This is a genomic window from Kothea flammea, from assembly GCF_052161645.1.
Classification (GTDB): Bacteria; Planctomycetota; Planctomycetia; order Pirellulales; family Pirellulaceae; genus Laterigemmans.
In genome coordinates this window covers 3527147-3542795 of record NZ_CP197414.1, presented here as the reverse complement: position 1 = coordinate 3542795, position 15649 = coordinate 3527147, and the positions used below count along the sequence as shown (strand labels likewise).

Below are 15649 nucleotides of genomic sequence, written 5' to 3'. Positions count from 1 at the left end.
CGGGCCAGTCAGATTGTCGCTGCTTCGATCAAAGTAACCGGCACAGACTACCACTGGTGGAGCTAATTTGCGGGCACATTCTCTCCCCCTGTTAACCACTCGCAGAACTGCGAGAACAAGCAGCTTTGGTTAACAGCGAAGCAACCAACAGCTTTCGCATTTGATTCGTCGCTGGACCAATCGAAAGAGACGGGAATCGCGTCAAAACAGCCGCCTAAAGCAGAAAGAGCCTGCAAAATCCACTGACTCTCTCCGGATTGGTTGTGTACAGGGAGGTTTTTCTCGTTCTTTCGCTGCGGTGGCAAGCCGTCGGTCATGACGACTTTGATAAATCCCTTATCATCATCTTCGGAATGCCAGTCGGGTCGAAGAGCGATGATTTGATCGTACAAGTCCATGCAGATCTTGCGGCTCATGCACACGATCATGCCCTTACCTTCGATCACCTCGCGGCGTTTCTCGAAGTGGCTGACGATCTCACTCGCCACGAGCTTTAATCGGTTCTCCGAACCAATCAGTTCTTCTAATGGCACGGCGATGTCGGCTGCTTCGTCCTCATCGCTCTTAACAGCTTCGGCGGCGTCTTTGATCAGCTTTTCGGCGGCATCGATGCCAGCGTCATCGGGCAGCAATTTGACAAGCCGCATCTCGTAATAGATCGGGACCGTCGCCTGATCATCGATGGCCTGGCGAATGTCGTACACGTCGCAGTATTCACCGAACACCGCGATGGTATTAGCATCGGCCGATTCAATCGGCGTTCCCGTGAAGCCAACAAATGTGGCATTGGGAATCGCGTCACGCATCCAGCGTGCACCGCCGTCGAGGAATCCGTACTGACTGCGATGCGCTTCATCGGCCAGAACGACGATATTGGAACGTTCGCTGACTGGTCTCCCTCGTTCGGCAAATTTTTGAATGGTCGTGAACACGATTCCGCCCGAGGCGCGGTTGAGCTTGGCGATCAGGTCTTCGCGGCTTTCGGCTTGCTCGGGAGCTTGTCGAAGCAAGGCTCGCCCCCCTGCAAATGTTCCAAACAACTGCCCGTCGAGATCGTTTCGGTCCGTCACGACGACAATCGTCGGGTTCGCCAATTGCTCGTCGCTGACTAATGAACCCGCCAACATCAGCATCGTCAGGCTCTTGCCGGAACCTTGCGTATGCCACACCACGCCGCCGCGACCATCGCCGGTTCCCGTCGGCGGTTTGAGTGCCGTCTTAACGCGATCGCGAGCATTTCGGATGGCACGAAATTGATGATACGCCCCGATCTTCTTGATGATGTCGCCGGTGCGTTCGTCTTCTTCAAAGATGATGCAGTGAAGCAGATAGTCCACGAGTCGCGATGCCGGAAACAATCCTTTGATCAGCGTTTCCAGTAGATGCCGTTCGGGTTTGCGGTAATCTTCAATGCTTCGCCACGGTGCGAAACGGTCAGAGTCTGACGTCAGCGAGCCGACTCGCGTTGAATCGCCGTCACTAATCGCCAGCAGCGCGTTGTAGACGAACAGCGAGGGGATGTTCTGCTTGTAATCCTGCAACTGACGGAATGCCGTCCACAGGTCTGCCTGCTCGTTGGTTGGGTCTTTCAATTCGATGACCGCGATCGGCAAACCATTCAAGAACACGACAAGGTCTGGTCGCCGATTCTCGTTGCCACACTTCACTGTGAATTGATTCACGACCAGAAAGTCGTTGGCCTGTGGGTTGGCAAAGTCGACCAGCCAAGCCTTGTCGCCGCGTGTCTCGCCGGTCTTGGTTCGATACTCAACGTCGATGCCATCGGTCAGCAGTCGATGAAACCAGCGGTTGTTTTGGATCAGGGTTGGTTCTGGAGGCCGAGTAACCACGCGAACTGCTTGCTCGATCGCATCTTCGGTGAGATGGTTGTTGATCCTGCGCATAGCCGCCTTTAGGCGGGGTAACGAGCCACCAAAGCTTCGATAAAATCACGTGCCGGCTCGGCTTCCGGCGGTAGTTCGATACGCGGCTTAGATTTGCTCATCCACAAATTGGGCCGCAAAACCACCGCTCACGTCCAGATCAATCTCCAAAAATCATTGCACCGAATCGTGAACGGTTACCGCACCGACTGACAAACTACTGTACCGTTCTGCTCAAGACGTGTTTCGTGAAGCCGAGCATCGCAATGAGAATTGGCGCGCACAATCGACAATCACAATTAACCATCGAGAAGAACTTACTTCTGCGTTTCAGGCACATCTAGCCGAGCGGGTCATTGCATATGGGAAGTCCGGGCGAACTGACCGATTGGGTTGGATAACGACACCATTGGAGCAGCTTCATCAATCAGTGCATCAACATGTTCCTTCGATCACAGTTCCGGAAGGACGCGATGAAGCATTCAAGGTCTTGATGAAGCTGTACGAAAGCAACCAAGATGCGGTGATATCTAAGGCGTTCGATCAGTTTCTTGCCACCATCGGTGAGGATGACACGAGGGTGCTCTACGCCTATCTCGCAGAAATCAATCTTGCGATGTGCCGTGAGCCATTTGATGGATCACGGGTTCGAGAGCGGCCCAAAACCGGCCGACTGCCGCGGCTATCGCGACTGATGGCCCTTGCGATCCACTTCGACCGGCTCCTGGCAACGGGCCGCTTCGAATCGCAAGCCGATCTGGCCCGTGCCGGCCACGTCACCCGCGCCCGTTTGACCCAGATCCTGAATCTCACCGGCCTCGCCCCGGATCTCCAAGAAAAACTCCTCTTTCTGCGGCCCTACACCGAAGGCCGAGCCCCGCTGACCGAGCGTCAAGTCCGCCCCATCGCCGCCGAACCCAACTGGGACAAGCAACGCCGCCAGTTCGCCAAGCTGATGGATTCTGCCGGCTGTAGCGATTGGGTGTAGCCTGACGGTCCGATAATCTGAGCTATGTAGCGGAGAATTGCGGGTTGTGCCGAACTTGCGGTCCCGATCCGCCACTAACCCGCGGGATGCCCCTCAGGCCTCTGACCAAGAAGCTGAGCGCCAATGGCAATTCCCTTGATTGCAGCAACGATTGGGAGTCCGAACAGTAGGAAAAGAAGAGTTCCCTGCTGGATGAGCGGCGGCGCAGCTATCGACTGCAAAAAGCCCCCGATGATCGGAGTCAAGAGAATGGCGGACAGCGCGAACGCGGCACACGAACAGCTGAAAGCTGTTCCGGAGACGATTGCACACTCGGTCGCGGTTGGTCGTGCGTCACTCATGTTCTATCTGCCTTTCAAAGCGAACAAGTACATTGGAAAATTCTCCTGTCTGAAAATTGGCTGCAAACAAGAGCCTACGAGGCGCTGAAAGTCGCAGGAAACACGAGCGCCTAGTCCATTGGGCGAACTTGATTATTACCGATTAGCACGGCGATTAGTGGTGCAGCGGGTCAGTTACGCGGTCGGTGCTACCCCCACATCCGCTCACTCCTCGAATTCTCCCTGATCTTTGCGCATCAGTCAAATTGGGGGCTTTCAGCGTCGCGAACCAAGAGTGCCACGACAGCCAGCAAGGTCAGGAAAACCGGATGCCATTGCTTGGACATCTTGCAGTCAATCATGTAGGTGTTCCGTTCAACGATCGGGTTAATGAAGCCTCGTTCGCGAGCGTCTCTCGGCTCGCAAGAGTCTCAGTGTTGTCAGAGGCAGCCTCGATTACTTCTCTGCCTCGGGGGTTTGTCGCTGGTAACCGACCGCCTTGACGAGTCCTGCCGTCTGTTTCGTGCGAGGTAACCGTTTCTTGATGAAGCTGGGCAGGTGCGAATCAAGTACGAGCATATCGTGCTCCGGATCCACTCCGCGAACAAAGCTGACTTCAGCACCGTTGAAGGTGACGCTTGGGTCACCGAACCACAGAAATCTGGCCCCCTGAATCTGGGTCACAAAACACATGGAGTCGACCGTAAATTTCTCTTCGTATTTCCATTGCCCGGCGGCAATGATCTGATGCCTGCCGCCCATCCGGTCCGAGAACGCGGACTCCACTCGCTGGATGATTTCCTCTCCGGCCACCGCGATCGCGGCATCCCGGGACACGAAGAAACTGATCTTCAGTTTCTCCCTTTCAACGGATCCTTCCTGTGTAAAGCCCAGGATTCGGGCGACTTCAGGATTAGCGTGCCAGGTTCCTAGCCATGGAGGATGGTCTTCCCATGTCTCGTTGGCATGGGTTCTGCCGCTTATCCCACAGACAAATACCAGGGACATCAATACGATTGCGCGAGCAGGTTTCATCAAGATCTCCAATGGACAGATGACGTTGGGGTATGGCCCATTGCCGCAGGTTGCGGGGCGCACCACCTTCTGACAATAAAATTTGAAATCGCTTCAGAGTATAAATGAAACGGGTTTTAGAATAGCGACCGAGTTTACCAAGTGCCTCATACGATTGGACGCAGCGACTGAAAAGCCCGCCGTTTGTCCGTGTCCTATTCGAGCAAGGGTTAAGACGAAGTTAAGAACATGTGGTTGCAATATCGCAAATGGAAACACGCTGTCGCTCCGATCCTGCTTGCAATCGCTTACGGCTGTTTGCAGAATTTCGCGAAGGGAACCATACCCTAGTATGTTGGGTTGGTGTTGGCTTGCACCGTGGGCTTTGCTTACGTCATCGAAGAGATCGTGTGGGATCTCCAAGGCGCGGGACGTCCTTGTCCGGCCCGTGGACATAGGGTCCGCTTGAAGTCGTTTCGGATGCACAACACTTGCCCGAACTGCGGCAAGCAGCTTTGATTTTGAGCTCGGTGCCAGCTCACTGGGAAGACGTTTCACATAAAGATCGAGACACCATTGAAACCGCAGCCGCAATTTACGATCACCGGTCTGCTCGCGCTGACGGCAGCGATGGCTCCTGCCTTTGCAGTCATTCAATGGCACGACCTGATGAGCTGGATCCAATTGGGAATTCCCATGGTGATCCTGTGTCTGATCGTGATAAAGTCTGGAGCACGCTGCTTAATTGGGGCCGGTGTGGGTGCCGTCCTGACTTCTGCGTCGCTCTTGGCATTGATTTACCTGACTGGAAGTCTGACGGATGATAACTCGCAACGGATCGCCGGTTTGATTGGAATTGCCTATTTTGGTGCGGCGATCGGCGGTGGGATCCACGCATCTTCGCGTGTGCGTCGTGCGAGACTTGGATCGCCGGACAGTGACGCAACTGCTGAGAAGTTTTCGCTTCAGCGTGTCGCGATCATCCCGTTCGCATTGATTGCCATGCTGCCGGGTTGGTATGGAGGATGGTTCGTCGCCTCCGTCCTGGTAGGTTACTCGTTCCTTGACGACAACAGTCAGTTCATCGATTTGATCCACTACTTTGCGGCGATCGTTGGCGGCATGATAGGCGCCTTGGTCGCAAGCGTGATCTTCATGTCGCGGTCGAGGACCAATGCCGTTTAGGTAGCTCCCTGAGTGTCGTGATGCTGTCTTCTCAATCAGCTGCGAACGAGGGGCTGCCATCACTTTCGCACTCTCAAGCATGCGTCGAGGAAAAAACATTTCCACGGAACGAAACAGTATCAATGGCTCAAATGACGAGTCGCTTGGGCGCGGCACAAGTATCGTTCCACACATCACACCACGAGAAGCGGCAGCAGTCACTCATTGTCTGCTTTCAGGTCAAGCACTCCCAGCTCAACTTCAACTTCTGGTACGTCAAATTGTGCTCCAGCATCTCGATTCGGATTGGTTTCAGGCCTTGTCGCCACGGATGAGCTAGCGGTCCTGATACGAACGCGATGTACCTGGACGGTCATTGGTGCACCCACATGGAGTTCGATGACGATGAGCCCTCAACGGTTTGCCGGGTCTATTCCAAAAACGTCGCCGATACCGAAGGTGGCGGCAGGACCGAACGCGGCTTGGCGGGCGGCTTCGTATTCTTCGCGGGTCTTGAAGGTCATCAATTTGCCATTGATGTTGATTGAACCGCTGAAATTCGGTGAATTTGAGTTGCCGCCAAGCTTCTGCATCCTCTGAAGCATCCCGTTTTGCATTCGCATCACATCCTGCAAGCTGCCAAATTGCATCTCTTGTCCGTTCAGCTTCATGGTCCCCTGCATGTTGTCCTGCATCGAATCCACAAACTCTTTCCATTGGGCTAGCGCGTTTTCTTGAGACCGGACCAGTTCGCTTACGGCGCGGCGACGAACATTGTCGAAGGCTTCCGGGGAAGTGAATTCGGCTGTCTTTCCGTTGAGGCTAATGAATCCCTGAAACTGACCACCGCGTCCCTGGAGCGACGCCGAGACGGGCACGGGGCCCTCGATTTGCGGCAACGCAAAAAAGGAGGCGCGATTGAAGTTGTCGGGCAACAGTCGCCATTTTTGAACGTTGTCTTTTTCCGGAGTGATCGACGCCACTTCAACCTCGCCTTTGAGAACCTGGACGTCCGACTCCCCAGCGTCATTAACGGCGACTTCAAATTCGGTCCCAAGGTCCACGATCTTTGACGTTGGGGTTGAGACGGTAAACCCGATCGCCTTTTGCGGGACACTGGCGAGCAGTCGACCGCGCCGGAGTTCGAGTTGGCCTGTCGACAAGGGGCGGAATTCAATGGGACCGTCGACCGCGACAACAGCGCCGTCGTCAAAGGTCAGCTCAACTGAGCCCGCAAACAATCGAACAATCTCGTCTCCGAGTCGGTCGCCGACAACGCTCTTTCGTTCCCACACAGGATCGTTGACGCTAGTCAATGTCGCGAATTGCGCGAGGGAGCCTGCATTGGGATTCTGCGAGATCATCTCGTCCCGTAGGGGGAAGTCCAACGGCGGGACTTCACTTTGCGGCGGATCATTCGACCGATCGATCGCCATGTTCTCAGGGATGGGATTTTGGTCCCTGGAAGCAATCGAACGCGGTGCATCCATCGGTTTGTTTTCCGGGACTCTCGCCTTCGCTGTTTCCGGTACTTGAACAACTGGGCCTTGGACAGCTTTATCGGTTGAGTTGGTTCGTGCTACGGGTATCGGCGTATTCAGTCGCGACCATACGGCCAGACTCAGGCAAGCGAAAACAGAAGCTGCCAAAGTGAACGCCATCCATATCGTTCGTTGGCGGCGCCTCGACTGCGCTTTCCTGTGTGTTCGAAGCCGGTTTGAGTCGATTTTGATTTGTACGCCGTTCAAAGGCACCGACTTGATATCGTCGGATCGACCGGCGAGTTCCGTTTCGACCGGGGGCGATTCCGTGTTCGGCAGTGTGTGAAGTGGTTTCGCACTGCACCGATCCAGCACTCCCTGGATGAACTGCTCGTCCGTTTGCCGACCATCGGTCATGAAGCGAAGCATCGCAGCGAGCGTTGCATCCGCTTCGATCTCGGCGCGCAGCGCAGGATCCTGCTGCACGAAATCGGCCAGACGTTGTCGCTCAACTTCATCGAGCGATTCACCTGAGATCAGGCGGCTCCATAGATCGAGCGCGGCAGCTCGCGGCTCATTCATGGCTTTCCCCATTCTCAAGTTGCAGCTTGGCTCGGATGCACTTGCGCAATTGCTTTCTGATCCTCATTAACATCATGCGGATGGCTCCGGCATTCTTTCCTGCATCTGCAGCAAGTGATTCGGCGGAGACTCCCTGGAAATAGAACGCATCCACCAGCGCACGCGGATTGTCGCCAAGGAGATGCAAGCAGTCCTGAAGTGCTTGGAGTTCCGCGTCAGCCGTTAAATGCTGGAACGGATCGACATCGAACGTCGTGGCTTCGATTTCAAGTATGTCAGGCGGAATGATCATGCCCGTCAAACGTCGGCGTCGTGTTTCGTTCCGGAAATGCAGCAGAATCTGATTCCGTGCAATCCCCATTACCCAGGCACGAAGGCTCCCCTCATGTCTGAACTTCGCCATGCTCTGATAGACCTGCACAAAGACCTCCTGGGCCACTTCATCTGCTTCGGCGGAATTACCGAAATGCCGCCGCGTCAGGATGCGAATGTCAGCTTGGTAAAGGCGCAGTATTACCTCAAAAGCTTCGCGGGGATTTTCGCGAGCCTTTTCGACCAGTTCTGTTTCATTTGTATTGCTGTCTGCAGTCAATTCCCTGCCATTCCCGTTCCTATCTTTCAAAGTGCTGGACGAGATATTGTATTCGTTGCTCCGCGGCAGAGAGTGTCACTCATTTTTTCAGAGTTTTGTAAATCTTTTTTGCGAAATTTGCGTGACGTTTCGCGTCGGGAGGAAACAACACTCCACGGAAGCGAAAGTGCATTCTGAAGATCCATCCGATTGCGAGTGAATGTCGTGAATAATTCTGCGATTGCCATTAATACCGGACTGCAGTGCATCGCCTGTGGGCGAATCAGACGGGTGAGTTCTGAGCACCTCGGGCGGCGGCTGAAGTGCAGCTGCGGAAATATCGCGGTCATCCAAGAGCAGTTGTTGATTCCTCTGCCTCCCAAGACTTCTCGACCGCCAGCAACGACGCCGCCACCACCTCGAACGAGCAGTGAACATGCGCCGCTTGCCGACGACCAACTGGCCGTCATCGAATCGCTTCGTGATTCCTTCGGCAGCATCACGACGCAGTTGTCCACAGTCATCGTTGGTCAGCAAGCCGTCATTGAAGAGGTGCTGATTTCGATCTTTTGTCGAGGTCACGTGTTGCTCACAGGAGTTCCCGGCCTTGCAAAGACACTGTTGATTGACAGCATCTCGAAAGTCCTGGATCTCGATTTTCGCCGAATTCAGTTTACGCCTGACCTGATGCCTGCTGACATCACGGGAACGGAGGTGCTGCAGGAGGATCGAACGACTGGAACGAGGAACTTTCAGTTTGTGGAAGGTCCTGTCTTCAGCAATATGGTTCTGGCCGACGAAATCAACCGGGCACCGCCCAAGACTCAGGCGGCTCTACTGGAGGCGATGCAGGAGCGGCACGTCACGATCGCTGGGCAGACGATGGAGTTGCCGTCTCCCTTCTTTGTGATGGCCACGCAAAATCCGATCGAACAGGAAGGAACGTATCCGCTGCCGGAGGCGCAGCTCGATCGATTCCTCTTCAATTGTGTCGTTGATTACCCCGAGTCTGCGGATGAATTTCGAATCATCAAACAAGCGACATCCGGGCACCAGCCAACGTTGGGCAAGCTACTCGATGCCGAACAAATTCAAAAGCTGCAAGAGGCGGTGAGAAATGTTCCTGCGGCCGACCATGTCATCGCTTACGCCCGGGATCTCGTCCAAGCGACTCGACCCAAAAGAGTCGGGGCACCAAGTTTCGTCAAAGAGATGATCGGTTGGGGCGCTGGTCCCCGCGCCGGAATTGCGTTGATCATCGCCGCCAAGGCACGTGCAGTGTTGCACGGTCGGCTACATGCGACCACAGGGGATGTTGCTTCCGTGGCCCTGCCTGTGCTGCGACATCGGATCGTGACCACATTCCATGCGGAAGCGGCTGGCGTGCAGCGCGATGAAGTGATTCGTAAGTTGATCGAAGTGATTCGCCCTCAACCGCCCAAGGCATAACGAATGTCATCCCTGCAAATACCTGCGTACATGAAGTTGTTGCCCGCCGATGCACAAGCACAGCTTGCGCGTTGTAAGGTTTCTGCTCGCGGTCGAGTCGCGGGATTCAAGGCAGGGAATCATCGTAGCCCGTTTCTCGGATCGTCAACGGAGTTTGCTGAGCATCGCGAGTACAGTCCGGGAGATGATCCACGCGATCTGGACTGGCGTGTGTTTGCCAAACAGGACCGGTATTGTGTGAAGCAGTACGTGGAAGAGACGAACCTGCGTGCCACCATTCTGCTGGATTCTTCGGCCTCGATGCGATTTCAAGGGAATGCGGCAAGCTCCGTCGACGAGGCCAAACTTTCGAAGTTCGACTACGCAAAGCACATCGCGGCCATGTTGTCGTTCCTCTTCGTTCGCCAGGGTGACGCGGTAGGTTTCATTCAGTTTGATTCCGAAGTTCGGACTCAATTGCCGGCACGAGGAAGCAATAGCCATTTCCGAAGAGTGCTGCAACTGTTGGATGCGGCCGTTCCAGAAAACGCGTCGGATGCACCGTCGGCGCTGCATGAAGCTGCCGAGCGAATTCCGCGTCGGGGCATTGTGATTCTGCTCAGCGACCTGCTGTGTGACTCTCAGACGCTGATGCAGGCACTGCATCACCTGCGTTACCGAAAACACGAAGTCGTCGTGTTTCAAATCTTGTCTGAAGAGGAACTAACGTTTCCCTACAACAATGCCACTCAGTTCCGCGATCTGGAAGGGGCCGTTGATGACATCGACCTGGACCCGGCGGCAATTCGTGCGGAGTATCTGCGTCAATTCACGGGCTTTCTGAATGGCCTTGAGCAGAGTTGTCGGAGCATCCCGGTCGACTATGTTCGGCTGAATACAAAGGACTGCTATGTCGATGCGTTGACCAACTATCTCGGGCATCGCAATGGAGGTCGGCAATGACGCTCTTGAACGGTGTGGCGATGCTGGCTGCTTTCGCGGTGATCGTCCCAATCCTGATTCACTTACGGAAGCGGCGCAAGTCGAAAGTGGTCGACTGGCCTGCGATGCAGTTCTTGACGCGGACCGTGACTAGCCGACGTCGTGGTGTAACGCTGGAGAATCTGCTGCTGTTGCTGCTACGTTGTTTACTAGTGTTGCTGTTTGTGCTCGCTATGGCGCGACCGGCGATCGAATCGGGGCGAACATTTTCATGGCTGATGTTCCTTCTGCTTGCCGGATGTGGACTGCTGTTGTTGACGATGGCAATTGTCAGCGGATGGCAACGCCGCAATCGGATCATCGGAGTGATGGTGGCTGCATTTCTGTTTGCAGTTGCAACGGCGACGCTGTCGGTAGGCCCCAAGTCCCTTGTCGATTCGGAGATGGACCGCGACATCGCTCTGGTCATCGACAGTTCTTTGACGATGACTCTGGGCGATGATGTGACGTCTCATTTTGACAGGGCGATTGCGCAAGCGAGATCCCTTGCCGAAACGCTCTCGGGGGATTCGACTGTTTCGATCGTACTGGCTGGACCAATCACTGAAACGATCGATGGTTCGCCCTTCCGCAATCTTCGAAGGGCTGACGAGGTGCTCGGCACGCTTACGCCAGTCGCTGGTGGTTCAGATTTGCAGTCGGCTATCCAGCAGGCAACGTCTCTGCTCAAGAGGGCTCCCAATACTCGCAAGCAAGTGTTGCTGCTGACCGATGATCAACTCTGCACTTGGGAGTCTTTTGAAAACACTCTCCCGCTTGCGGGAGGGTCGGACTTGGTAGCGGCCGGGGAGGGAAGATTGCTCCCGAAAGGTTTGTCAAACGGCGATGCTTCCCTCCCCGCTCGTTCCTCGCGACCCTTCCAGGGGGAGGGGGAAATGGGTTTTGAAACAGTCTCCATGGCCGAGATTGCCTGCGCCGCGATTGTGTCGCACATACCGAAGAAGACGACGAATGTTTCCGTCGACCGTCTGGAAATCAAATCGTCGCTGGTGACTGCCGGCCGACCGGTCTCGATCGAGGTTGAAGTTCGAAATGGTGGATCAACGACGGTTCAAAACGTGGCAGTGAAGCTGCTGGTTGATGGCAGGGAAGCAGCAACCGACTCGCTGATCCAAATCGAGCCCGGAGTGAGTTCGACTGTTCGATTCCTGCAAGCGTTTCCCAAGTCGGGACAACATGTTGTTTCCGGCTCCATCGAGATCGCTGATCAATTGTCGGAAGATAACCGGATCGATTCAGTGATTGACGTGATCCCGCACTTGTCGATTCTGGTCGTCAATGGAAGCACTGATCCCGATCCCGCGCAGCAGTCTGCGACCTTCGCGCGACTCGCACTGGATCCGATGAGTCTTCGCCAGCCAACCGACGGTGACGATATTGGCAACGCCAACCGCGCCATTATCGCGACAAACATCGAAGCCAGTCGCTTGGAAGAGATCGACTCGCTGGAGAAGTTTCAGTTGGTCATGTTGTGCGACGTTCCGCGTCTGCCCAGCGATGCGGCAGAGCGGCTTGCCCGCTTTGTGCAAGAGGGCGGTGGATTGTGGGTCATCCCCGGCGAGCAGGCCGACACCTCGTTCTACAACAACTGGCGAGTTCCGCAGTCTGACGAATCGATCATGCCAGCTCAGTTGGGTGAGCGAAAGCAATGGATTGGCGAGCCCACGCTGGATGGTCGCATACCAAGGCTTGGCGTGGCTCTTGACGTTGCAGGCAGGCCTTTTATCAGCGAATTGTTCGAGCGAGGTGGCCACGATCTTGCGGACATCTACCTGTTTCAGTTCTGGAGCATGACTCCCTCCCAGCAGGCAATCGTCGGCATGCGACTGACCAACGGCGAATCGCTCTTTGCAGAGCAGTCTCTTGGGCGAGGACGCGTGTTGATGCAGAGTGTCTCACTCGCGCGGCGAGACAGCACGTTTCCGGCAACCCTCGGTTTTCCGGTGTTGATGCATCTTTGGACTCATCATCTTGCCGCATCGCACGCGGTGTCATCCAACGTCGAGCCGACCTCCGATCTGCTGACCGACTTGTCTGCGAAAATGGATTCTACGGAGAGAATCGGGACGCTTCAGTTGAGCGAGCCAAGCGGCTCAAAGCGGGAGATTCCAGTTTCGTGGGAGCAGGACTCTCCGTTTGCTCAAGTCGGTCGTGTGGCTGTTCCTGGTGTCTACGAGCTAAAACACGCAAAGACGGGGGCACCCGTCGCTAGCTTCGCCGTTCAACGCAACAAGGACGAGTCCGATCTTTCTGCTGTCTCGGAAGACCGGCTGAGCGAGGTCAGTCCTGAACTTGGCATTGAGTTCATTGACGATGTAAGTCAACTGGCTGCGCCGGCTGCCTCGGAGACTGTTGGAGCAGAGATCTGGGACACGTTGCTGTTCACCGTGCTATGGCTGCTGGCCGGAGAGTGTCTGGTGACGAAGTGGATTAGAAGTCGTCGGAGAGTGGCCTCAGTTGTAACGTCCGAGTCCAACAGTCTGCACGATACTCCGCTTTCCGTTACTCCATTCGCGACCGCAATGAAAAGTTCTGGCCTTAGGGAGGATGTCTCCATCGGCGATTCCGTGGGCGCATCATCAGTGGGGGCACCATGACAGACAAGCCGGAAGTATTTGACGTCACGCCACTGCTGTGGTGCACTCTCGCACTCATCGTTTGGGTCGGTATGGCCTGTTGCCAACGATTCGCTCTGCCCGACTCGATTCGTCGACTCGCGTATGGACCGCGACTCTGTATCGCGTTTGCGTTTTGGTTCTTCGCGCTGGAAGTATTCAGTCAATGGACTGAGACGGCCAGCCATTGGCCGCACTGGTTGATTGCTCTGTCGGCCGCGATTGCTTCTGAGGCCGTGTTGTTCTGCTATCAGTCCGAAGTGCCCGACGAAACATCATCGCGGAGCGTGAATCTGATACCGACACTGCTTCCACTGCTGCGGGTGGCCATGATTGGGTTGTTATCCGGACTGTTGTTGGAGCCTGTACTGACGCATGAAGAGGAGCACGAGGAAGAACACTCCGTGGCTATCATGGTCGATGTGTCCGACTCGATGAACCTTCCCTCAAAGTCAAAGGCTGAACCGGGGGATTCACGCAGTCAGGCAGCCCATCGGTTACTCGTCGGGGATTCAACGAAAGCCAACGGACTGCTTGAACGCCTCGCACGCGATTACGACGTGAGGCTGTACGAGCTGGGGGCTTCCGCCAGAGAAGTCGATAGAGCTCAGTTTCTGACGCAAACAAGCACTGAGCTGCTCCGCCAATCCGGCGATTCACGCTGGACGGAAACGACCGACTTCGCGGACGCGTTGCGACAGGTACGCGGTGACATCCCGGCAGCGAAGCTTTCCGGGGTCTTGATGATCAGTGACGGTAGGGACCATTCAAGCACAGACCTGCAGCGCCAGTGTCGGCCGCTGGGTGGTCGTGGGATTCCAGTGAACTCGATTGTGATTGGAAGCCAAGAGCCCCCGCGAGACGCTCAGATTACAAGCGTTCAAGCGCCATCGCAGATTTATCACGGCGACAGCGTTTCGCTGACTGCATCGCTGAAGGCAGACCGATTCCAGGGGGAAACTGCAACCGTTCGATTGTTCGATGGCGACGCAATGATTGAGGAAAAGTTGATTCCAATATCGAGCGAGCATCATCGTGATACGGTGACGTTTCAGCACCAGCCCGAAGAGCCGGGAATTCACGAGTACCGAGTCGAACTCGCTGAGCTTCCGAATGAAGAATCCGCTGCGAACAACCAATTCCTGAAGCCGGTCTGGGTATCACAGGATCGAATCCGTGTGTTGTTGATTGATGAACGTCCACGCTGGGAGTTCCGATACCTGCGGAATCTCTTCGCCGGGCGCGATCAGACCGTCTTTCTGCAGGCCGTGTTGTTGCAGGCAGATCGTCTTGCCGGAGTGCCTGCTCCGCCCACCATGCGTGCGTCGGCTCAACGTGCATTCGACGATTGCGAAGCCAACGCAATTCCGATCGATGATGCAGAATGGTTCAAGTTTGATGTCATCATTCTGGGCGATGTCTCTCCGCAGGAACTTGGCGACAAGGGCATCCAGGCGTTGGAACGTTTCGTAAAAGATCGCGGCGGCGCGTTAGTAGTCATCGCCGGCCCCAATCAAATGCCTCACGCCTATCGAGCAACACCTTTGGCAGACGTGTTGCCGGTGTTGATGAATCGTCCAGCCGTCGCGACCGCTCGCAGTCCCGACCCAAGTTTTCATTTTTCGTCGACTCAAGAAGGAGCCTCTCACGCGGCGCTTCAGCGATGGGCGACAGCGGCCGGGCCATCCTTTCCGGAATTGACCTGGAGACATCCGGACTGTGAAGCGAAAGCAGGAGCCCGAGTCTTGGCCTATGCGTCACGCAATCGTGAAACTCCAAATGACGCCCAATTGGGTGTGAACGAGCAACGGCGGCGGGCGCTGATGTTGTGGCATCGGTTTGGAACAGGCAAAGTCATGCAACTGAATTTCGACGAGACCTGGCGGTTGCGTTATGGCATTGGTGATCGACTGCACCATGAATTTTGGGGGCAAATCATTCGCTGGTCCGTTACGGATCGGCTGTCTGCAGGGACCGATCTGGTGCGACTGGGGACCGATCGAACGCTGTACAAGAGCGGCGAAGTGATTTCGGTCCAAGCCCGACTTCTCAACGCAGATCGCAGCCCGGTGCTAGACGCACCTGTGCAGGCAAAGATTGTTTTTGAAAACGAAGTCACTCGGACCATTGATCTGATTCCCGATCCGAAAAACCTAGGGATGTTGCACGGTGAAATTCGCGATCTTACGGAGCCAGGGAAGTACAAAATCGAATTGTCAGGAGATGTCGTCGACAAGCTGTTGGCGCTTGAAGCGACGGGAACGCAAACGGTGGGGTTGGCGATTGGAGTCGAAGCCACGGCTGAGAATCTCGAGCGACTTGACGTCGTGGCCGATGACACCGTCCCGAAGCAAATCGCGGATTGGACCGGGGGAACGGTGGCCGACTTGGCCAACGTCGACACCGTGCTCTCAAATTTGGGACCGAAGTCGACATTCGCACGAGAACGCTGGACGGTGCCGCTCTGGAATCGGTGGCCAGTCCTCGGTTTGTTTCTTGGCGGACTTAGTTTGGAGTGGATACTCCGCAAACGGACGGGGCGAATCTAGTGAATCAGCAACAGATCTTTTTGTTTAACGGTGAGCCGAAGGCGACGTTCTC

10 protein-coding genes and 1 pseudogene are annotated in these 15649 nt (G+C 55.4%); 7 read left to right on the top strand and 4 right to left on the bottom strand.

The window, feature by feature from the left end; genetic code table 11:
- Positions 1-62: 62 nt before the first annotated feature.
- Positions 63-1910 (bottom strand): annotated as a pseudogene (locus SH139x_RS13355) (type I restriction endonuclease subunit R); the annotation flags it as partial.
- A gap of 214 nt (positions 1911-2124) precedes the next feature.
- Here SH139x_RS13355 and SH139x_RS13350 point away from each other — a divergent pair.
- Positions 2125-2871, top strand: coding sequence for a hypothetical protein (locus SH139x_RS13350; RefSeq protein WP_488355695.1), 747 nt, complete (start codon positions 2125-2127; stop codon positions 2869-2871).
- A 776-nt stretch (positions 2872-3647) separates the two neighbouring features.
- Here the strand turns inward: SH139x_RS13350 and SH139x_RS13345 are convergent.
- Positions 3648-4226, bottom strand: a complete 579-nt coding sequence (locus SH139x_RS13345) for a hypothetical protein (RefSeq protein ID WP_488355694.1) — start codon at positions 4224-4226, stop codon at positions 3648-3650.
- Between the two features lie 555 nt (positions 4227-4781).
- Here SH139x_RS13345 and SH139x_RS13340 point away from each other — a divergent pair.
- A complete protein-coding gene (locus SH139x_RS13340; RefSeq protein ID WP_488355693.1) occupies positions 4782-5390 on the top strand; it encodes a hypothetical protein in 609 nt (202 codons plus the stop codon).
- A gap of 392 nt (positions 5391-5782) precedes the next feature.
- On the opposite strand, the gene SH139x_RS13335 is transcribed toward SH139x_RS13340, so the two are convergent.
- Positions 5783-6859 carry a FecR domain-containing protein gene (locus SH139x_RS13335; RefSeq protein WP_488355692.1) on the bottom strand — a complete coding sequence of 359 codons (1077 nt, stop codon included), beginning with the start codon at positions 6857-6859 and terminating at the stop codon, positions 5783-5785.
- Between the two features lie 243 nt (positions 6860-7102).
- Here SH139x_RS13335 and SH139x_RS13330 point away from each other — a divergent pair, with 243 nt between their 5' ends.
- Complete coding sequence (locus SH139x_RS13330) at positions 7103-7384, top strand: hypothetical protein (RefSeq protein WP_488355691.1); 282 nt, start codon at positions 7103-7105, stop codon at positions 7382-7384.
- A 40-nt stretch (positions 7385-7424) separates the two neighbouring features.
- Here SH139x_RS13330 and SH139x_RS13325 read toward each other — a convergent pair whose 3' ends face one another.
- Complete coding sequence (locus SH139x_RS13325) at positions 7425-8024, bottom strand: RNA polymerase sigma factor (RefSeq protein ID WP_488355690.1); 600 nt, start codon at positions 8022-8024, stop codon at positions 7425-7427.
- Between the two features lie 438 nt (positions 8025-8462).
- Here SH139x_RS13325 and SH139x_RS13320 point away from each other — a divergent pair, with 438 nt between their 5' ends.
- Genes SH139x_RS13320 through SH139x_RS13305 form a run of 4 tightly spaced genes read left to right on the top strand, consistent with a single transcriptional unit; the run spans position 8463 to position 15597 of the window.
- Complete coding sequence (locus SH139x_RS13320; RefSeq protein WP_488356015.1) at positions 8463-9452, top strand: AAA family ATPase; 990 nt, start codon at positions 8463-8465, stop codon at positions 9450-9452.
- 3 nt (positions 9453-9455) lie between these two features.
- Positions 9456-10394 (top strand): DUF58 domain-containing protein, encoded by a 939-nt coding sequence (locus SH139x_RS13315; protein WP_488355689.1) that lies wholly within the window; start codon positions 9456-9458, stop codon positions 10392-10394.
- The gene (locus SH139x_RS13310; protein WP_488355688.1) at positions 10391-13030 is read left to right on the top strand and encodes a BatA domain-containing protein; all 2640 of its coding nucleotides are present in this window, start codon (positions 10391-10393) and stop codon (positions 13028-13030) included. Before SH139x_RS13315 ends, SH139x_RS13310 begins: the two co-directional genes overlap by 4 nt.
- Entirely contained in the window at positions 13027-15597 is a 2571-nt protein-coding gene (locus SH139x_RS13305) for a hypothetical protein (protein WP_488355687.1), read from the top strand. Before SH139x_RS13310 ends, SH139x_RS13305 begins: the two co-directional genes overlap by 4 nt.
- Positions 15598-15649: the final 52 nt, after the last annotated feature.